Source organism: Nocardia sp. CA-107356 (assembly GCF_050946365.1).
Classification (GTDB): domain Bacteria; phylum Actinomycetota; class Actinomycetes; order Mycobacteriales; family Mycobacteriaceae; genus Nocardia.
The window spans coordinates 4581749-4602597 of sequence record NZ_CP191992.1 but is presented as its reverse complement, the minus strand read 5'-3'; the positions used below and the strand labels follow the sequence as shown (position 1 = coordinate 4602597).

Here is a 20849-nt window from a genome sequence, read left to right as displayed (position 1 = left end):
CGCCGCGCAACGCCTGGTGTCCGTAGCAGCGGTGAGGCGGCGTGGGCACGGAGACCGAGACGCGACGAACCTTGGCCCGGGTGCTAGCGCTGTCGTTATTGCGCGCGGATCCATATCGGAGTGCCCAGGCAAATCACGTCCACATCGCCTGTACCGGGGAGAACAGCATGGATCGTCGCGCCGAAATCGGCTGCCGTGGAATCGTTCTCCGGTGTTCGGCCGCGGACGGTCATCGCTAGTTGGGTGATCTCGCGGGCGACGTTGATGTCGGCGAGCTCGGATGCTGCGGCCTCTTCGGTCTCGTTCTGATCGACGGCCAGCAGTTGCAGTGCGCGCCGTGCCGGGTCACTCAGTGTGGCTGGAATCGCTACCGGTACAGCTATGTCGGGGTTGGGTCGGTTGCCAGCTGCGCCCCACAAACACCATGCGACACGGATCGACCCGGCCCGGCCGATGCCCAAGGCCAGCAGCAGCCGCGGATCGGTGAACCCCTCGAACGCGAACGATGCTGTGCCGTGGACCGAACACGGTGTTCCCGGTCTGTGTGTCGGCGGGCCCGCCAGGAATTCCTCGGCGGAGGGGAGTTTCGCCACCAACTGATCTATCACTGCGTCTCGGTCCACACCGATCATTGTCCACTGTTGCGGATACTCCGCGCAGGTTCCCGTGTCGTGTGGTGAAAAGCCGGTGCGTCCGTGTTTCGTGCTACTGTTGCGGATTTGCCGCGCCGCAGGTCGGGTCGGACAGGCGACCGAGCAGGCGCGTGCACATATGGGAGGAGTGCCCAGAAGACCAGGGGGTGGCAACTTGCCTCGACGCCCCCGACCACACTGTGCGTGAACAACGATGACGAGCTGCGAGGTTTCACAGCTCGGTGTTACACACGAAGGACGATTCATACATGATCGTGTCCAGCCAAGTTCGGACCCCATCAGGGTTGAGCGCCAACAGATCTAACCGGCGATAGAACACCACGATCGCGGTCTTCCTCTGCATCTTCGGGCTGCCACCCCAGCGGCGAGCAGACACCTCCGAGGAGCCACCCGAATGCTGGATGGCACCGCCGGAGCCTATTCCGTATGCCGAATCGCCCGTGTCACACGCCAACAGAGGTAGATTGCCGACACCGCGAAGCCGACAGCATAAGACGACAGCAAGCTGCCCTCATCCCCGAACAGTAGCCCGACAACAACGCCCACAATGATGGTGCCGGTGATCAGGGATAGTCCCGAGCACCCCGCCTATCACCCACCAGATGATCCTGGCAGGAGTCCAAATGTTCGCCGTCTCGGCTGGGCGTGATCGATCGGAGAGTCCGCTCATCGGGCAGACCCTACCCACGACATCGGGGACCGGTCCCGGACGTGGAACTTGGCGACCTGGCCCGTGTTTCATGAGCGCGGTGCGTGGAGGATGGATCCCGTTGTCCGGGTTAAGAAGTTGGTGATGTGAGGTGGTCTGCGGTGGTTGGTTGATCGACCAAGATTCAGCTGAACACCCATCGTTTTGAGTATTGATGGATAGGAGCTTCAGGGGAGTCCCACTGTTACCGACTCGTCGATGAGCCGACGGTCGAGGTAGCAAGGGATCCGGCGGGGTGATGAGGGCCGTCGGCTTGGTGAGGCCCTTGCTCGGTTCAGCCCATGTGGGTAGAGCGGGCTAAGGGTTGATGCGGAGCAGGATGTAGAGGTTGTGGTGGTCAGTCAGGGAGACAGACAAAGTGCCCACCGAGCTGCGGTATAGGTTGTCGCTCGCGCCGATGCCGTCGGGATCATGCTCGAAGAATGTGGTGTTGAGGAGTTTCTCGCGTTCGAAGCGGACGTCCTGGCGCCAGGACAACGGTCCCGAGCGAATCCAGAGCTGTAGGAAGACCGGATGGAGTACCAGATACGCATCCGTGCCTTTCAACGATGCCAACTCCGCTATCCGCACGCCGAACAGTTCCTGATCGGGTTGCTCATCGATGAGTGACAGATCTAGCCGCTGGGCCAGACGACCCAATCCGGTCAGGCGCACCGGAACGACTAGTGTCCGCGCGATGAGCAGGACCAGCCCGAAACGCGTCCGGTGACCGCATCGTTTTCAGCGCGGCGCAGCTCACCCACAGCCGAGGCAGCCACTGCATGCTCAGCACACACAGACGTGTGACGACGACAGCACCGACCGACACAGCGACCGCGATAAGAGGGACTTTGGCGGCGAAGGTGAGGGCAAGAACTGCGACAGCGCCGTGGCCGACCACGATGAGGATCGCCATCCCCACGGTTTGCATCCGGAGTCCTCTGCAATCCGACAGGTGGAGAAAATGTCTTCTCCCACAGCCTAATTGGAAAATCCATTGTTCATAGCGGGGCCAGCGTGTGCCCGCTCTCCACCGTGCCGTAGCCACTGGTTGACGGCGGCGATGCTGACCGTGGCCAGGTAGGGGTGACCCGTTCCGTCGCTCACTCGTCGAAGATCGTGACGGGGCTCGCACAAATCCAGCAAAGTCGGAGCATGATCTCGTCCGCCGGATGCGGCCGCTCGTCGCCGGGCTCGAGCAGGAAGCCGCGCGTGGTCGCCAGGTTCTCACTGCCTGTGGCCTCATAGCAGGCCCGGCAGGCGGCAATCCGGCACGTCGTACAGCGGTACCCCCACCCGGCCCGGATCACCTCCTCGGCAGTCTGCGCGAAGTCCGCCGTGCACGAGGGGTGGCCACAGTCCGGGTCTTCGCATCGTGCAGCAGGCATGGGCGGCCGTGCGCGTGGCTCATCGCGTACTGGCCCTGGCTGCCGCGATCTGGCACAACGACACCATCGGTGCACCGGTCACCCGGTCACTGATCGCCTACGAATCACTGACCAGGCTTCGGACTTACTCATCCAGTCGCGTCCGGATCCAGGCCGAACAACCAGCGGCCCGACGAAAACCCGTGCCGCCGACGCCACGTCGCGGTCTCAAGGGGTGCTGAACGCCGCGCTGAGCATCCGGAAGTCGGGTCCGAATCCTGCCTCCTCCACAGGGATCTCATCCCCGGGCATCCCGAACCAGCCTTCGGGTACCGCGCGGAACGACAAGGCTGCGATGTCGTTGTGGTGTTCGGGCGAGCATCGATACAGCGGCCCGTTGGCGGCATCGAGGATCATGCGCATCTGTGGGTCGATGTGGTTGATGAACAGGCTGCTCATCGCGGTGCCGTCGTCGCTGCGGCGGGCGGCCTCGAATACCGCGTGCAGTGCGGCGAACCGCACCGCCACGGCCCTGTGCCGCCACCACTGCCGACACCAGGTGAGGTTGCCCTCCCGGTTCTTGCCCGCCAGCCGGAAGCACGTCACCGGCAGCAGCCACTGTTCGACGAAGTCGACGAAGCTGGTGAACCGCAAAGGCGGAGGTTGGGCAGAGTCCTCACCTGATGGCGATCGTGGTGGTGGTGGTGTCGGTGTCGCGAGTCCGAACCAGCCGGGCGGCACCGGTTCGGCTGTGAGCGAGGGGACCGCGACATGTTTGGTGCGGGTGCAGCGATGCAGGGGCCCGTTGGCCGCGTCCATGATCACTCGGAAGTGCGCGTCGACATGGTGCAGCAGATACGAGCTGACCGCGCCCCCGTCGGAGCGGGCCCGTGAGGTTTCGAAGGCCGGGTGTAGATGCGCGATCCGCACCGATACCGCGCGATGGCTCCACCACAACGGGCACCACGTGTAGGTGCCTTCCCGATTCCCTTCGGCCAAGCGCACATTGACCACCGGCAAAAGCCACGCTTGGGCGAAGGTCACGAAGTCGCGGTACTTCGGCGGGGGTGGTGTGCGCTTTTGTTTGCCGGTCATCGCTGCTCGTGTCCGTTTGGCGCGGCAACCTCGGTGAGCACAGGTGCGTTCGATAAGGCGGCCTTGGCGTATCGGTCCAGGGATTGCTGGATGACCACCGCGAATTCGGTGTCCTGCCACCAGATCTTGCGGATGAGCACCGGTTTGTGGCCCGGCAGCCGCACCAGCGCACGATCTTTCGGCAACGCCGCCAGCGCGGCCACGTTCAGGATCGGCTCGGCCCGCCAGCTGAGGCTGCGGTTGATCCCGCCCGGTCCGACGCTGTGGGAGTGGTCGGCGACGTCGTGTTCGTCGCTGAGCGCCGACCATTGGCCGAGGAATTCGGTGTCGCCGATCCCGCCGCCGTAGACCTCGATGGACTGCGCGCGGATGATCCGTAATCCGTTCTCGCCCCACAGGTCCTTGCCCTGTTCGAGGACCTGCAAGAAGGTCAGCAACACAACGCCGTGTCCTCCGGCGTAGGTGTAGTAGTCCGGCAGCGCCGCGATCGGGCAGCAATTTGCGGCCTCATCCAATACCGCCAGCATCGGCACCGCCAGCCGTCCATCCGGGCGCGCCCGCGCCACGGTGAGCGCGGACTCCAGCAGTTGTCCCACCAGCGCCGCAGTCAGCGGGGACGCCGAGTCCGGCCCAGCCATGCTCAACGCATACAACGTGTCGGTGGACCGGACGAATGCGCGTGGGTCGAACTCGGGCAGATCGTGAGTGGGCTCGGCTTGTTCGATGTCTACGATGACCTTCTCGTCGGGACCTTCGTGGGCGCTGATGATCCGTCGGCTCGGCGGGGTCACCATGTGCGCGTAGGTGGCGTCGCTCAGGACGTTCAGGAACCGTCGTGCCATGTCGTAGAGGCCGTCGCGTTGACGGCTGTAGAGGGCCTGCGTTTCCAGAATGCGGTGAGCCACAATCTCGTTGCCCGCCTTGCGCAGCAGCAACGCCGGTGTCTCGTCCTGGTCGCGTCCCAGCCATTCCACGACGTGCAGCAGGTCTCCCCCCGCCGATGCGGCGGCAAAGATATAGCTCGCGAGCAATTCTTGCGCGCCACCGTCGAAGTACGAATCAACTTTTGCTCCAGGCTCTTTCGAGGCGGAGACGAAGAACGAGGCGAGTTTGCGGGCCGCGGCCAACGTTCTCACCTGCCGCAGCAGATCGACCCAGAACCCGCACACCACCTCACCGGTGACCCCTTGCAGATCCGACAACCACACCTGGCCATGCTGCTCACGGCCAACATGGGTGTGCCGCAACAGGTCCGGTTTGTTCGAGGTCGCCAGCACCGGACCCCACCCCGACAGCACCGCGGGCACCGCCCACGCCATGGTCTTTCCGGTCCGGGTACCGGCCTCGAAGAACGCCCCCAACTCCGCGGGCACATGCAGCGCGACATCAGCGGCGACCGTTATCCCCAGCGGTGGGCCCTTCATGTCCCGGATCTGCGGCGGCGCGTCGGCCAGCAGCCGCTGCGCGGCGGTGGCGTTGTCGCTGACCCGAGCGATCCTCAGATCCCGTGGGCGTTGCATCGTCCTGGCGGCCGCGTCGATCTCCGGTCGTCCACCACGACGGCGCCAGATCCGCCATCCCACCGCTGCGGCGGCCCCGGCCATCGCGGCGGTGATCAGGGTCGACTGCCACGGCCATCGCCGTTGCCCCATCACAACTTCCACCAGCGCGGCGGTGGGATTCATCTGCACCGGCTGCCCCGCCCACAGGCTGCCCACGCTCAGCGCACCCCACAGGCACAATCCGAGGAAAATCGCCGCGAGCAGCACGACGAGTTTGGTCAGCTCCGGGCCCATCCCCGCGGTTGTCCGGCGCCGTGATTCGCGTGCGGCGCTCATCGACGACGCTCCAAGACAGAGGTCCCCGTCGATCGCCAGCCGCCGGTCGTGCGCGCATGCTGCGGGCTCATGCGACTGGTCCCGCGCTCGGTCCCGGCGCCTGCTGTGACGGCGCTGCCGTCGCGCCAGACGGTGACCAGTGCGTGTTCGTGCCGTCAGGGATGACGGCGCCGATCGCTTCGCCGATCACCTGCCCGGCGGCTGGTTCGCCGCCCTCAGCGGCAACCACGGGGATATCGGGCTGTGTGACAGCAGCTTCGGGTCCCACGGCGGCCGAGGGGTAAGGATTGCGTACGAAATCCACGATGTCGCGAGTCATCCATTTATCCAGCACCTCGCTTTGCATCCGGGCGACTTGCCGGTCGAGTTCGGTGTTGGCGTTGGTGACCGCAACGAGGTCGGTCTCGAGGCGATCCCGCTCGGTTTTGACTTGGGCTGCCTCGGCCCGTGCCGCTGCCAACTCTGTACCCAGTTGCTCGATGCGTCCGAGATAGCGGGCACCGGGCCGTTCGTGCCAGAACACGCCATCGCGCCCAGCACGGTAGGAGGCGTCGATATCTGTTTGGTCCAGCCCACTGCGGGCGGCGTCGCGGGTCGCGGCACTGATCGCGGCATTCAACCGCTCGAGCTGCCGGATGCGGGCCGGGTCGAACCCTTCGCGCTCGGCTTGCTCGGCCAAGAGGGTGTGCTGGGCCTCGAGATTCTGGATGTCGCGCGCATAACCGGCGAGGGAAGCATCCTCGATCGCGTTGAGCGTGTAGTCGAATCCGACCGGCGCGGTCTGGATGTTCGGTGGGATCAGTGCGTTTCGGGTCGGGAGGTTCTGCCCCGCCATCGTCGGATCAGGAGCAGGCGGGCTGGATAGGCGTTGGGATTGCGGGTGGTTGGTGGCGGGATGGGGATCCGTCATTGTTCGTCGACCTCACATGTCGAGGCCGCACGTGCTGGAAAGGGTGTTTCACGGCGGCCGGATGCGGTGTCCCCTGCGTTCGTCGCCGCTCGTCAGTGTTTCGACGAGAAGATGTGGGTATCAGCGGTTTTCGGCCTGGCCTATGGCCCTGCGGATATTCCGCGATCAGCGTTCGGTGATTGGTCCGGACCTCCCCCCGCGTGGTCGGTGGTCAGTGTTCGGTCCACACCGGGCGGTAAAGCGGCGATGATGTCGTGCCCGCGGCCGGTGTCTGGCTCAGCGACGATTACGTCCTTGTGGCGGCGAGGGAAACTCGCATGCGGATCAGTGAATGTGAGCTCACCGCGGTCGCGCGCCGCTGTGGTCTGCGATATCCGTGATCGCCATGCCGCCCCACGTTCTTGTTCTTGGGTGCCGTGGACTGCCGCTGATTGGACCGATTCCTCGATCATGACCCGGAACTGCGCCCGCGCGGTTGCTGGCGCTCCGGCGTCGTCGAGGCTGCTGTCGAGCAAGGCTAGTGCGTCGGTGTAGCGCTGGTGCCGGTCATGGAGGTCGGTCTCGCCGGCGGCGAGTATCAGGACGTAATCCTCGATATCTCGAACAGCCTGCGATTGCGGTGATCGCGACTCGTAACCGGTGTCGTACTGGTCTGCGGTGACGCCGGCATCGTAGAGAGCACCGACCATCCGATGGCCCATGCCAGTGGCCACGGCCGATGGCTCACTGATACGGCGGTCGCTATCGCAGTCGCGTTTGTGCATCTCCCCGATAAACAGAAGCTCCGGCAGCGCCGCCACCTCACCGAGATCAATCTTGTCGAGGATGTTGTCCATGTGGATCTGCTCGAGACGCAGCAACCCGTGCCCGTGGTCGAGCTGATCATCGATCTCCGCGCGGCTGCTGCGTAGTCGGTCGACCAGGCTATAGATGTCTTCGCGTAAGTCCCATGGCTCAGGTGTCATCGACTTAGAACCGTCGATCAATCGCTGCGCTGTCCGGTGTGCCTCACGGACGTGTCCTCGATATCCCCTCAGCCTTGCCTGCAGTTCGCTGCGGCTGATGTAGTTCGGCCAGATCGGCTCGGAACCGGTCGCTCCGTCCAGGATCGCGTCGCGACGAGACCGCACCAGTTCCTGATCGGGTGAGCTCAAAACCGACAGCATCTCGTCGAAAGCCGGCCCGGATAGATCATTCTCCGTGCTGTCGAACGGGTCTGGATCGGGAAGCGGCGCGTATTGCACTGTGTCGCGGATCCGCGCCTTGTGCTCTTCGCCGGGATCGACGAGCACTGGAGAATCCCCATACAGATCCAGTGACTCGGTACGGCCGCACAGGTAGTCGATAACGAAAAGCGCTGTCGTGGAGTCGCTGTCGCTCACCCCCAGCGCGGACAACGCGCTGCGTATCTGGTTACGTTCCCTCGGTGAGCGCGGCACCCGCAGCGCTTGGTGTGCCGCCGCGAGGTCCTGTCCGGTTGCGTCCGCGGTGAGGCAATGGCGCGCGGCCGCGAGGGCGAGGCGTTCGCGCTTGGACTCCAAGGCTCCTGTGCGCCACTGCTGTTCGCCGAAGCCATCGATGTTCCAGTCCACCGCGATCACGCCGGTATCGATGTCGATGCGCAGCCCGTACTCGCGGCGGTAGTGCTCGACAAGAGCGCTCGCCGCGGCTCGGGCGCGGTCTGAGTGTTCACGCCACACCACGACCTCACGCAGGGCTGCCGACGCCTCCTGAGGCGGTCCGGACAACCCGCGTGCGCGCATCACGGACTCGAATTTCTCTCGGTCCTCGTCGGTGAACCCGTTTGTAGCCTTGAGTGATTGGATATCGTCGTAGGCCCGGTACAGTGCCGCCCACACGAACAGGAAGGCGAGTTGCTGATGGGCGCCTTCTGGTGTCCCTACCAGTTTGGGGGCCAAATGATCGGCGCGATCGGCGTCGTTCATCGCAGAACACCTGATCCAGGCTCGCTTGCGCCAACCCCGCGGGTGACGAGGATCGGTCGACGATCGCAGTGTCCGGCGATATCGGCCGCGGCGTGCCGCGTTCGCCATCTGGTGACCACCGTGGATCGGTGTGAAGCAGGATTTGATCGCGCGACATCTGGTGTGTTGCAGTGCATGTCGACTCCTCCTTGGGGCTCGTATTCGTCGTGTCCGTTCACATTCCTGAGCTGCCCGGCCTCTGTCTGGCCGACTGCGGCAGCACCACAGATGCTGGTGAGTGGGCTCAATACACCAGTCGCCTGCCTGATCGTTCGGCTGCCTTGGTCACCGTTTCGTTCCCCTACCCTGGGCCTGATTCGGCTACCGGCCCGGGCTCAGCACCGAGGGCGGGCGGGTCTGAAGATGGTCGCGGGGATGATTCGGTCATCAGGGTGCGGTCGATGCCCTCGGGTAGTGCCGCGGTGATGAAGTCGCCGCCCCTGTCCGCGCCGATGGTGTCGGCAGCCACGCTGACATCGCGGGCATGGTTCGGGTCGACTTCGCTGCCTGCGAGCGACCCGAGGTCACGAGTGCGCACGATCTCGGTGGTGCGGCTGTGCCAATCGGATCGGCGCTCCCGAATCTCGGCACCGTGGAACTGTGCCGACCGAACGTATCCTCGGATCATCGATCCCAACGCCGCGCAGACAGTCGTGTCACCACCGGCTGTTTCCAGGGTCGAGACGAGCTTGCCGAGTGCGTACTCGAATTCCTGCTCGCTGTGGTGGCCATTGCTCGCGCCGTGGGCGAGTTGTTCGATGTGGCTGCTGATGGTGTGCACGGGCGCTGAGTCGTCCCAGGGTCGCAGCTCGTGGTTGGGGTCGTAGGCGAAGATCGGCACTCCAGCGTCTTCGAGGACTGCGATCATCTGCAGTCGCGCGGTGGTGGCAAGTTCAATGGGCAGGTGGTCGTATCGGTGCAGATCGCGGTCGCGCTTGTGCCGCTCACCGACCAGCCGCATCTCGGGCAGCACCGTGTCGCCCAGGTCGAGCTCGTCGAGGATGTGCTCGATGTGCTGGGCCTCGATGGGCAGCAGCCCGTAGCCATCCTGGAGATGTGCATGAATCGTTGCGCGTTGGGCGCCCAGGTCGTCGATGAGGTCGTGCAACCCCTGGACTCCGCGCTCGGCCAGGGTGTCGGGGCGGTCCAGTACCTGTCGGGCGTATCCGTGAGCGATCTCAAGCCCTCGGCTGTATGTGCGCAACTGTTGGTCGAGCGCATCGCGATTGACATACTCCGGCCACAGCGGCTCGGATTCGGCTTCGCCGCTCAGGATCGCGTCCCGACGAGCCCGCACACGGTGCTGATCGGGCAGGACCAGCATGGATAGATCGTGTTCGAACGCGGTGCCGGACAAGGCGTCCTCGGGGGCGTAGCCGATATCCCAGCTCCGAGGATCGGCGGCCGTGTGCAGGGTGTCGCGGATCGCGCCTTTGATCTCCTCGCCCGGATCGAGCAGAACTGGTGTTTCACCGATCAGATCGATATCGGCTGTCCCGCCACACAGATAGTCCATGACGAAAAGCACCGTCGTGCAGTGATGCTCGGCTATTCCTAAGTCCGCTAGGTCAGCCCACATCTGATCGCGTTCGGTGCGTGAGCGAGGGATCACCAGACGCGCCCGTGCACGCGCCTTGTCGGTATCGGTGAGTTCGATCCTGTCGAGGATGCCGAGGGCCGCTGATATCGCTGCGCGCTCCCGGTTCCACTGTGTGGCTCCTTCGCGCCGGTGTTGGTCGGCTTCCGCGTCGAAGCTCGGGTCGATGCCGATCACTGCGGCGTCGACATCGATGAGCAGGCCGTATTCGCTGCGATAGTGCTCGACGAAGATCGCGACCGCCGCGCGGCTGTGCTCGAAGTCTGCTTGCCGCGACCGTGCGGCCGCCAGTTCGGCGGCGCCTACGCCATCGACGATTGAGCCGAGGTCGACATGGTGTCGGCCGATGGCCGTAAGCGCGTTCACGTACTCGCGCTTGGCAATTGCGCGCCGCGCGAGCGCATCTCCCAGTGCCGCGGCGACCTGCTCTCTCGGGGCTGGGCTGGTCACCAGTTGTCGTGCCTGTGCAGCTTGGTTTTCTGCGTCGGTCACCTGATCGCGGGGATTGTTGTCGGCGGCCAGCAGGGAGGCGCGGTGCAACGCCGCCCACACCAGCAGGTACGTCATCTGCTGGCGTCGCCCTACCGGACGCGGGCCTGGCCGCAGCGACGGCACCGCCGGCTCACCAACAGTGTGACGGCCGGTCACCACTGCACACCCGATGCCGCCGCGATCTCGGGCAAGGTTCGCCTGCCAGGGCACGCGACGCGAGCAGCGGCCACGCTCCTGGCTCCTACGAGGGCTCTGCCAGACCCGGGTGTGGGTGCAGCGGACGGTTCATTCACTGCTCAACCTGATATCGTGTTGCAGATCGACTGGTTTCGGTGTCTGCTTGGATGCGGCGAAGGGACGTGTTCACTGATCTGGACCTGTGTCGACGTCGGTGCCCGGCCGTGATCCTGACCCGGGCGAGGTCTCCTCTACGGTCCAGTCGCGAGCGGGTGCCGGGGGCAATACTGCTTCGATCAACGCCGTAGTGGTGGTGGTGTCATCGACACCCGCCACGGTTACAGTGGCCGCCGCAGGCTGATCCAAGATCGCGGCGCGATCACGTTTTGCGGCAACTGTTCTCATCCGCGCGTCAAACCAGCGGCCGCGCTCGTCGGTCACCATCGCGTGTTCGTAGGCTGCCGCGATCGACTCGCTCAACGCGTCGCCTACCCTGAAGCGGACGTCGTCGCCGACACCGGCCCTGAACAGTTGCTCATCGAGCTCGTCCGCGTGTGAATGGCAGTCCAGGCGGGCCGCAGCGCTGTCGCGGGCAAAGCCTCGGGCCAGTCCTCCAATACTGATCGTTGTTGATTCCAACGCGCTGCGCACCGGTTCGACAGCGGTATTCGACAGATCCCCGATACCGACTCCGGCATCCTCGAGCAGGGAGATGATCTGCTGCTCACCTGTTTGCGCGGTCCGGGTCCCCGCCCAGGAGCGCTGTAGCAGATCGGCGAGCTTCTTGGAGCGTTCATCGACCAACACCAATGCTGGCACGTTCATCTCGCCTATCTCGGCCTCGTCGACCAGACAGCGGAGCAGGTCACGCTCCATCGGCTCGAGGCCGCGCCCATCGCGCACCATCGCAAGGATCGCGCTGCGCTGCTGAGCCATCTGTATCACCACCGCGTCGACCGACTCGTCGATCGGTCGACCAGGGTCGTGCGCCCATTGGTCGGCGTAGGCGTGCGCGGCCATCATCGTTGCTACATGCTCACCTAGCATCCGCTGCAACACATCCCGATTCACATAGTCCGACCATGGCGAATCCGATGGCTCCGCGGCCAAACGCTGATCGGGCGGGGACAACAACGCCAACTCTGCCAGCGCCTGAGGTCGCATCGACGCGACACCGGCTTCGGCGCGAAGGCTCGCGGCGCGCCCTTTCACCTCTTCCCCTGGATCAACCAGGACAGGTGAGCCGCGCAAGTCGAACTCCTCGGACCGCCACCCGGAGAAGTAGGCGAGCGTGAATTCGACTGTGCCCCTGGCCGCAGCCAGTTCGGGCCGAGCCGGAAACGCCGAAATAACCTCCTCACGCAGCCCTTTGAGACGTTCGCGCTCGGTGTCGTCGGCGGAAGCGGAGAACGACATCAGCCAGTGCGTCAACGCCGCCTTCACCGCTGCGAGTTCGTGCGGCAGCACGCCAGCCGATTCGATCACGATGTTGACCGATTTCCTCGCGCTCACCGCCCGTTTGAGGTCGGCTACACGTACCTCGCTGAACTCCTGCCACCCCGGGTCGATGTCGGGGTCCACCCCGACTCCCCCGGTTGCCGGGTCGATGATCAGCCCGTGTTCGGCTCGATAGAATTCGATCAGATTGGCCAGCGCCTCAGCCGCGCCCGGCGAACTGTCGCGCCACATCAGCGCGTCGGTCAGCGCCGCTGCCAGTTCTGGTTGCGAGCCGTCGTAGTTCAGGCGCCGCAGCCGCTCCTCGGCCGCGGCTCGGGCGGGAGCGATCGAATCCTCGAAAGCGCCGTCCATCTGCAGTGTCCCTGGATCGGGTGGCCTGCGCCATTCCCATTCGACCTGTTCGTCTTTGGCGCGGTGGAACGCAATCTTGACTAACAGATGCGCCATCCGCTGCACAGGCCCGGACCGGTCGGCCAACAAGCCGGGTGCTCCCGCGCTGGTGGGCGCCTGCGGTACATGGGGCGAGGGTTGCTGTCGGTTCTCCGAGGCGACCGCTGCCTTGTTGGTCTGAGTATTGTTCGCGGTCTCTTCGCCGACGATCGTCATCGCTGCTTGTTCGGTGAGCAGCTGGCGGATGCGCTGCACGTCGGATCGGTCGGGGATGTGCACCCGGTAGGACCCGTCCGCCGCTGCGACGGGTTCCCCGGCCGGATCCGCTTCGAAGAAGGCGCGTCCGTCGTCTCGCAATACCGTCGCGGCCCGCTGCGCTGCGCGCGCGGCCTCACGCGTCGAGGATGCACCGGCCTGCGGGACGACAATCACAACCGTGCCGCCGGTACTGGGTTGTGGCTGTGGGGTGATCACTGGCCGGTCCTAGCGCCGTGCGTGCCCCGTCGGCTGCGGTCGTGTGCGAGGCCAACGTCGTGAGGTGCCCAATCGGGCACTCCAACATCACCCCGCCACGCGCCACGATTCGTTTGTGCCTCGGCTGTCCGGCGCGTCCGAGCAGGGTGGGCCGGTCGATGCGGAACCGTGCACGCGCCACTGGCTTTCTCCTGGATCACCGGTACCGGATTCGATTGCAGCACAGCAGTTGTCGCGATCATCAGCACTTCACTCCGATGCATCGGGTCCGGTGCTCGCCGCGCGCGCTGCGCTTGGCGCGGCTGCGGGTGCGACCTGATCGACCAGGTTCTCTGACTGCGTAGCTGCCTCGACATCCGGTACAGCCGCCTCGATCGCTTCCCCGATCTGTTCCCCGCTGTCAGGCTGTGTCACCTCTTCTGGCGCGCCTTCGCTGTCGAGGTGATGTTTGATCGTGCGGAAAGTCGCGTCGGCGGCCATAGCCTCGACAGTTCCCTCAGTCGCCATATCGGGCGTTGGTACCTCACCCGCGCGCAGGGCTTCCTCGACGAAGGCCTCGGGATCGACATCGGCGTCTTCACGCAGTCGCGCAAAGTATTGCGCGGCCGCTTCAGCGTTCTCCTCGCTCAGATCGCCTGAACCGACAGCGGCTCCGAATCGGGCGGCCGCCTGCATCACGCTCTCATCGGCCTCCGCCTGCTGAGCCAGGTCCTCGCTCAAACCCTGCGCCCTGCGCCGGAATTCGCGGCGGTCGCGCACCTCCCCAACCTTCTCCCGCAGCAACTCCGCTTCCCCCGCGGCCTGCTGGTTGACGGCTGCGATCCGGGCCGCGTTCAGATCGTCGCGACGTGTCTGCTCGGCGGCGCTGTCGCTGGCACGGCGGTCGAAATCGGCCCGGTTGATGCGGCCTTCGTCCTCGATAACCGCCTTCGACGCCGCGAAGTTGGTCATCCGGGCTTCGTGCTGCGCAGCATCGCGTTCGTCCTCAGCGGCGGCGTAGCTCGTTCGCCGCCGATAATCGGCCACCTTGATCCGCGCCTCCAACCCTAGGAGGGCTTTGCGCGCGTAGTTGTTGTCCATCCGTGCGACATGTTCGGCCCAACCGCGTGCATCCTTGTTCGCGTCGAGCAGGTTCCGTCGCGCGATATCCTCATCACCGCGCTCCATGCTTCGGCGGGTGGCCTGCATGTCCAGTTGGTGCTTTTCGGTTTCTCGCTCGTCGCGTTGAGTGATGCTGTTGAGCCTGGCGTCTGTCTCGGCTTTGTCATTGGCGATACGGAGCTGGCTTTCCACAGCCGAGCGGGCCTCGCGGCTCAAATTCATCCACAGGTTCATCACCGAAGCACCAGTTTGAACTGCTCGCGCGAGCATCGCTGGCGACCCGGCTACGGCATCGACTTCGGCATTCATCGCCGCCGCCCGCCATCGAGGAAGCCGAAATCAGGATTTCTCCACGAGGCCAATTCCTGGTCGGCACTGGTGATGTGGCGCATGGTCAGCTTCATTTCCTGGCGGTGGTGGCCCTTCGAGGGAACACGCCGCAGGGGACTGGTGCTGGCGAAACGTGTTCCGCACGAAGGGAGGCGGCCGCGGATCGAATTTCTGTGCGACCGCCCACTCCCCATCACAGCCGGTGTCGCCCAGCCCATTCCAGTAGCCGCATTAATGCGGTTTGCATTAATGCAGCGCGCATGCCAGTACGCGCGCCAGTTCGCGATCACGTCAACGACACCGGCTCGGTTGAACCTCGCCGATCATCAGTTGCACCGCTTCGGTTTACACTGCCTGCCTCAGCAAATCGCTGGCATGGCGGCCATTTTCGGCGCACCATAGTTTGAGCCTGCACCGTTCGAGTACGAGGAGTTCGATGGAGTTGATCGCCACCTACAACTACGGCGGCGTAACTCATTTCGGCAAGCATCGGGGAGGCGCTGGTCGACTTGAGGACGATCCGGCGAGTGAGGCATACAACTCCTACGCCTGCATCGTGTCGATCGCAGGTTTGAGCCACCTGTATTTCGGTTTCGCGGTGCTCCTACAAGCTGCCCTCGCGATCGTCCGGCGGTGCCTTCAGTCGATCCGATACCGCCTGATCCGGGTGTCGGTGCCGACACCGGCAGCGCCGGGGCGCATGACTTCTCCGGGCGCTGCCTGTGAACAGGTCAGCACTCGTCGTCCTCGTGTCGATCGGCGGCTGCGTCGGCGCGGTCAGCGAACCCGCTGGTAGCGGTTGCGCTTTCAGGATCCCGCTCGGCTGCGTCGATGATCCGGTCGGTTCTATCGCCAGTTAGATCTGTTGCGGCTCAACCTGATTGGGATCGAATTCTTGCAGATCAGATCTTGCTAGATCGGCGGCTTGTTTGCAACAGTCTTCGATCGTGCCGGGAGACTGTCGCAGGCTTGGAAGTGGCCCGCCCGGGGCGGTTTTCATGGGGCGCTCACGGCGAGCTGGACGACCGTGGCGTCGGGAACTTCTCGGCGCGTGGAGTGGCGAGTTATGTTGTGGGAGTGGGCGGTAGCCTGGATTGATGATCCGGAATCGGAACCCGAGCTTCGAAGCGCAGGGGTGTTAGCGCGGGCGTCATCGGACCTAGGCAATTTCGGTGGCCGAAGAGTCGCCGGTGTGGTTCGTGCTATGTGTGAGTGGTGGCACAGATGAATACGCCTGCCGATGATGGTGATTCAGCGGATCCGGTGTGGCGGCGGCTGGAGGATCAGCTGGGTTGGTATCGGTCTCGTGGTGCGTGGGCGCAGAGCGCGTACAAGCGGGTGAAGGTCGCTCAGATCGTGGTGTCCGCGGTGGTGCCGGTGCTGGCCGCGGCCGGGGTGACGGGCTGGGTGACCGCGTGTGTGGCTGCGGTGGTGGTGATCGCCGAGGGCGTGCAGCAGATGTTCCAGTGGCAGTCGACGTGGTTGTTGTATCGCGGTACTGCGGAGGCGCTGAAACGGGAACGCTTCCTTTACGTGTCCGAAGCCGGCCCCTACACAGGCCCAGAGCGCCGTCGGGTGCTGGCCGAGCGAATGGACGCGATCATGGCAGGGGAGACCGCGTCATGGGCTGAGCAGCGCACACCCTCGGCGACCGACTGAACGGCTCCCGAACCTGTGTCGGACCGGATACCCTTGCGGCACTGTCGTTGTGCTGTCTCGGGGAGGGCCCGGTAACCGATGGCTCGGGTTTTCATCAGTCATGCCAGCGCCGACACCCAGATCGCGGTCGCGGTGAAACGGTGGCTGATCGGCCAACAGCCCGACCTGGCGGGGGAGATCTTCCTCGACGTCGATGACTTGCAGCCGGGCCAGGAGTGGAAAGACGCGTTACGCGACGCCTCGGACCGGTGCGAGGCGGTGATCGTGCTGGTATCGCAGCGATGGCTGGCCTCCCACGAGTGCCTCGCGGAGTACCGGGTCGCGGAGTATCTCGGCAAGCAGGTGTTCAGTGTCCGGGTGGAGCCGATCACCGGTGTCGACGTGACGTGCCAATGGCAGCGCTGCGATCTGTATGGTGATGGCCCGTCGACTGGCGTCTCGGTCGACGGTGCGGGGGATCCGGTGTCCATGTCGACTGCCGGGTTGGAGCGGTTGCTGGCCGGGTTGCGGGCGAGCGGGATCGGCGCGGATGTGGTGGTGTGGCCACCGGAAAATGATCCCGATCGGTCTCCGTACCGGGGGTGGGAGCCGTTCGATCCTGACGACGCCGCGGTCTACTTCGGGCGTGACGGGCAAATCGTGCGGGCGATGGACCGGTTGCGGGCGATGCGTATGGGCGGGGTGCGGTCGCTGTTCGTTATCGTCGGCCCGTCGGGGACTGGGAAGTCATCGTTCCTGCGAGCGGGACTGATCCCGAGGCTGCGGTGCGACGACCGGGATTTCGTGCTGCTGGATCTGGTGCGGCCCGAGCGCGACGCTGTCGGCGGTGTGCACGGTCTGGCCGCCACCATCCATGCCGCCCGCACACGGTTCGCTCTCACCGGCCCGTCTCTGGGCACGATCGCCGCCGCCCTCATCGATCGCGATGTGCTCAGGCTGAGGGGATGGCTCACCGGCATACAGCAAGCCGCGCATACTCGGCTACTGGACGCCGGTGCTGTGGCACCGACGCTGGTGTTGCCCGTCGACCAGGCCGAGGAATTGCTGGCGGCCGATGCCGGAGGCCTGAATCAGGTGTTCTTGGAGCTGGTCGGTGCCCTGCTCTCCGATGCTGCGGGGGTGCGGCCGTCGGTGATCGTCGCACTTACGATCCGCACCGATCGTTTCGACGCTCTGCAGTCACATCGGATGCTGGCGGAGGTCGGCAGTGAGGTGTTCGACGAGCTGAAACCGCTGTCGCCGGACCGGTTCCGCGACATCATCACCGCTCCTGCGGTCCGCGCGCCACACCGGCTCGAGCTGACCGCTGATCTGGTCGACCGGTTGCTCACCGACTGCGCCGACGGCGCGGATACCCTGCCGCTGCTGGCGTTAACGCTGGCGGAGCTGTACCGCGCGCACGCCTCCACCGGTGTCCTGACCCTCGACCATTACATGGCGGTCGGGGGCATCGAGCGGATCGTCGCCACCCAGATCGACCAGGTCCTAGACCCCGACCCCGCCACCCGCCGACAGCAACTCGACGTGCTGCGGTCGGCGTTCATCCCGTGGCTGGCCACCGTGACCGCCGGAAGCGAGGTCCCGCAGCGGCGGGTGGCGCTCTGGGACGATCTGCCTGTGGCGGCGCGGGGGTTGCTGGACCGGTTTGTCGATGCCCGCCTGCTGCTCAAGGACCGCCGCACCACCAGCGAGGGCGAAGACGAGACCGTGGTCGAAGTCGCGATGGAAAGCTTGCTGTGGCACTGGGACACCCTGGCCGACTGGTTGCACACCGAAGCCGCCGACCTGCGGACCGCCGACGACATCGAACGCGCCGCCGCAGACTGGCACCGCAACGACCGCGGCACCGCATGGCTGTGGACCGGCTCCCGGTTGGCTGACGCGGAAATCCTCGCGACCCAACCCGGCTACCGGGAACGACTCGCCCCCGCAGCCGATTTCCTCATCGCGTCCCGCCGCCAGGTCAACGACCAGATCACCAGCCTGCGTCGCCGCGCACGCATCCTCCTCGTCCTGACCGTGGTCACCGTTCTCACCGCCACCGCCGCGGTCATCGGCCTGATCGCCCAAACCCAGGCCAGCCATCGAGCCCAGGCCGCTACCCACCGTGCGGAAACGCTCGCGAAGCAAGCAGTAGCAACCCAGCTCACCGACCAGGCCGACAGCATGTTCACCGGCACTACCGCCGACGGCCCCTACCGCGCCATTCAGCAGGTCCTCGCCGCGCACGCCCTCTCGCCTGGCACGACCGATTCTGCTGTCCTCAACGCTCGCTACCGCACCAGCACCATCGCCAGAACCTGGAGATCCGAAGTGACCCTAAACAGTAGCGATTTGGGTGCCAGCAGCGATGGCACTACGGTCGCCGTCAGGACCGATGACCGTCTGGTCATCACACGCAGCGGCTCCCCCGATCAGCAGGTTCGGTTACCGGGCCAAATCGTACCGGGCCAGATCGGGAATCTGGCTGTGAGTGGAAACGGGAGTGTTATCGCCGCTGGCGATAACACTCGCAACCTGTTCATCAACCGCGTCGGCGCTGCCGACCAGTGGATCGAACTACCGCACCGGGTCAATGATGTGGCTGTCAACCGCGACGGCAGCACCATCGCGGTAGGTGACGACGATGGCAACCTGCTGATCATTCATAACGGCAGTGTTGATCAGAGACTGAAGCTGCCGGATGGTGTCGGCGCGGTAGCTGTCAGCGGCGACGGAGGCACGGTCGCTGCCAGCGATGCCAGTGGAAACTTGCTTGTTATTCGCTCCGGCCGTTCGGAACCGCTTCGTCGTATGTCGGGCACGTCCGGCAATGCCGTGGCCATCAGTGATGACGGCGACACCATCGCCGCCGCCACAGGAGACGGAAGCGACCTGATGATCGTCCGCGCTGGCGCACCGGACGAGCACGTGCCTTCGAACGGCTATCGGAGCGTGGCCGTCAGCGGTGACGGCAGCACCGTGGTCGCAGGGGGTGGTGACGACAACGGCGGTGTGCTGGTGATCGACCGTTCCGATGCACGCGAACCGCAACAGCTACACCTACCCGGAGCGGTCGGGGGTGTAGCTGTCAGCCGCGACGGAACCACTATCGCCGCCGCCGGCCCGAGCGACCTGCTCATAATCCGTCCCGGGATCCCGGACCAGCACGCGAAACTACAGGGTGAGTCACGGAGTGTTGTCGTCAGCCGCGACGGAAGCACCATCGCCGTCGGCGACCTCAACAGAAATCTCCTAATCAACCGTGCCGGTGCCTCCGACCAGCGACTGCAGCTACCGGGGGCGATCGAACTGGTCGTGGTGAGCGACGACGGAAACGCCGTCACCACGAGCAGCAGCGACGGCACCTGGCTGCTGCTTCATCCCGGAACCCAGAAGCCACACCTGCAAATGCCGCACCAGATCTCCGATATCACCGTCAGCCGTGACGGGCGCACCGTCGCGGCCCTCGATGACGACGGCAACCTCCTCATCACCGGCCCTGCTTTCCCGGACCGGCGACTACAGTTCCTAACGCCACAGAAGCAGTTCGCCAGCTTGGCCGTCAGCGGTGACGGGAACACCGTCGCCGTACTCGGGGACAACGACGTACTCGTGATTCGCCCCGATCGCCCGGTCGAGCACATCGGATTACCGCCGAACGACATCGGGTCGACACTCAGCGCTGATGGAAGCACAGTCATCGGTTGGGCGGCGGACGCCAACGCTGTCGACATCATTCGTTCCGGAACCTCGGCGCGGCGCCTCGAGCTGCCGCAGCAGATCGCTGGTGTGGATGTCAGCGATGGCGAACGCACCATCGTTGCAAATGACACGGCGGGCAACTTGCTCATCACTCACCCAGGTGTCCCCGACCAGCGCCGACACCTAGCGAAACCGGCCGCCGGTGTGGCCGTCAGCAGTGATGGGAGCACCGTCGCAGTAGGTGATGCGGATGGCGGTCTGTCCATCATCCGCCCGGGAATCCTGGACCAGAAAATCCAGCTGCTGATACCGATCCAAGCGTTGAGTATCAGCCGTGACGGAAGCACCATCGCCGCCTACGATGCCAGCGACCTGCTGATCATCCGCCCCGGCACCCCGAACCAGCAGCTCCCATTTCCTCAAGGAATCAGGGGTGCCGTCGTCAGCGATGACGGGAAGACTGTCGCCGTCGTGGACAACGGCGGCTCGGTGTGGCTTGCCGAACAAAGCGGCACCGAGTCAGTATCGGCAGTCGTTGCGACGCCAGGACCATCCATTTCCAGTCTCGCCGTTACGAATTCGAACGTGGTCTTCGTAACCAGCGACGGAGTCGTACATCAGGTGCCGATACTGACACCCGACGCCGATGCGCTGTGCGCGAAGCTCAAAACCAGTCTGTCAATTAACCAGTGGCAGCAATGGATTTCCCATGACCTGCCCTATCAACGGACCTGCCCCGCACTGCCGCCCGCACAGGACGGGTAAGCAGTCCGAGGTCCAGAACTCGCAAATGACGTTCCCCCTTCAGATTCTGACCGAGACTCCCGATTGCCCGTGGCAACAAGCCGAGCCAGGCAACAAGATAGAGCCAAGGCCATCCGGAACAGTTTGCCTCGCAGAGCCGACCGGATCCGGCCGCCAAGCCATCGCACCATCGGCACCGGGGTACTC

12 protein-coding genes and 1 pseudogene are annotated in these 20849 nt (G+C 64.9%); 4 read left to right on the top strand and 9 right to left on the bottom strand.

The window, feature by feature from the left end; genetic code table 11:
* Positions 1-95 precede the first annotated feature (95 nt).
* Positions 96-623: a hypothetical protein gene (locus ACQP1G_RS20560; protein WP_433206713.1), complete on the bottom strand. Its 528-nt coding sequence runs from the start codon at positions 621-623 to the stop codon at positions 96-98.
* Positions 624-1659: 1036 nt separating this feature from the next.
* Complete coding sequence (locus ACQP1G_RS20555; protein ID WP_433206710.1) at positions 1660-2016, bottom strand: hypothetical protein; 357 nt, start codon at positions 2014-2016, stop codon at positions 1660-1662.
* 688 nt (positions 2017-2704) lie between these two features.
* Between ACQP1G_RS20555 and ACQP1G_RS20550 the strand changes: the two are divergent.
* A pseudogene (locus ACQP1G_RS20550) lies at positions 2705-2833 on the top strand (IS982 family transposase); the annotation flags it as partial.
* Between the two features lie 103 nt (positions 2834-2936).
* On the opposite strand, the gene ACQP1G_RS20545 reads toward ACQP1G_RS20550, so the two are convergent.
* The 7 genes from ACQP1G_RS20545 to ACQP1G_RS20515 form a co-directional block, all read right to left on the bottom strand.
* Positions 2937-3803: a DUF4913 domain-containing protein gene (locus tag ACQP1G_RS20545; protein WP_433206707.1), complete on the bottom strand. Its 867-nt coding sequence runs from the start codon at positions 3801-3803 to the stop codon at positions 2937-2939.
* Positions 3800-5641 carry a type IV secretory system conjugative DNA transfer family protein gene (locus ACQP1G_RS20540; protein ID WP_433206704.1) on the bottom strand — a complete coding sequence of 614 codons (1842 nt, stop codon included), beginning with the start codon at positions 5639-5641 and terminating at the stop codon, positions 3800-3802. The genes ACQP1G_RS20545 and ACQP1G_RS20540 overlap by 4 nt, the downstream gene beginning before the upstream one ends.
* 67 nt (positions 5642-5708) lie before the next feature.
* Positions 5709-6551 carry a hypothetical protein gene (locus tag ACQP1G_RS20535; RefSeq protein ID WP_433206701.1) on the bottom strand — a complete coding sequence of 281 codons (843 nt, stop codon included), beginning with the start codon at positions 6549-6551 and terminating at the stop codon, positions 5709-5711.
* A gap of 140 nt (positions 6552-6691) precedes the next feature.
* On the bottom strand, positions 6692-8497 hold the full coding sequence (locus ACQP1G_RS20530) for a hypothetical protein (RefSeq protein ID WP_433206698.1): 1806 nt from the start codon (positions 8495-8497) through the stop codon (positions 6692-6694).
* Between the two features lie 340 nt (positions 8498-8837).
* Positions 8838-10700, bottom strand: a complete 1863-nt coding sequence (locus tag ACQP1G_RS20525; protein WP_433206695.1) for a hypothetical protein — start codon at positions 10698-10700, stop codon at positions 8838-8840.
* A 288-nt stretch (positions 10701-10988) separates the two neighbouring features.
* A complete protein-coding gene (locus tag ACQP1G_RS20520) occupies positions 10989-13124 on the bottom strand; it encodes a hypothetical protein (RefSeq protein WP_433206692.1) in 2136 nt (711 codons plus the stop codon).
* 249 nt (positions 13125-13373) lie between these two features.
* Entirely contained in the window at positions 13374-14534 is a 1161-nt protein-coding gene (locus ACQP1G_RS20515) for a hypothetical protein (protein ID WP_433206689.1), read from the bottom strand.
* A gap of 457 nt (positions 14535-14991) precedes the next feature.
* Here ACQP1G_RS20515 and ACQP1G_RS20510 point away from each other — a divergent pair, with 457 nt between their 5' ends.
* From ACQP1G_RS20510 to ACQP1G_RS20500, 3 genes are all read left to right on the top strand, one after another.
* The gene (locus ACQP1G_RS20510) at positions 14992-15351 is read left to right on the top strand and encodes a hypothetical protein (RefSeq protein WP_433206686.1); all 360 of its coding nucleotides are present in this window, start codon (positions 14992-14994) and stop codon (positions 15349-15351) included.
* A 428-nt stretch (positions 15352-15779) separates the two neighbouring features.
* Positions 15780-16214: a DUF4231 domain-containing protein gene (locus tag ACQP1G_RS20505; protein ID WP_433206683.1), complete on the top strand. Its 435-nt coding sequence runs from the start codon at positions 15780-15782 to the stop codon at positions 16212-16214.
* Positions 16215-16292: 78 nt separating this feature from the next.
* Entirely contained in the window at positions 16293-20663 is a 4371-nt protein-coding gene (locus ACQP1G_RS20500; protein ID WP_433206680.1) for a TIR domain-containing protein, read from the top strand.
* Positions 20664-20849 lie beyond the last annotated feature (186 nt).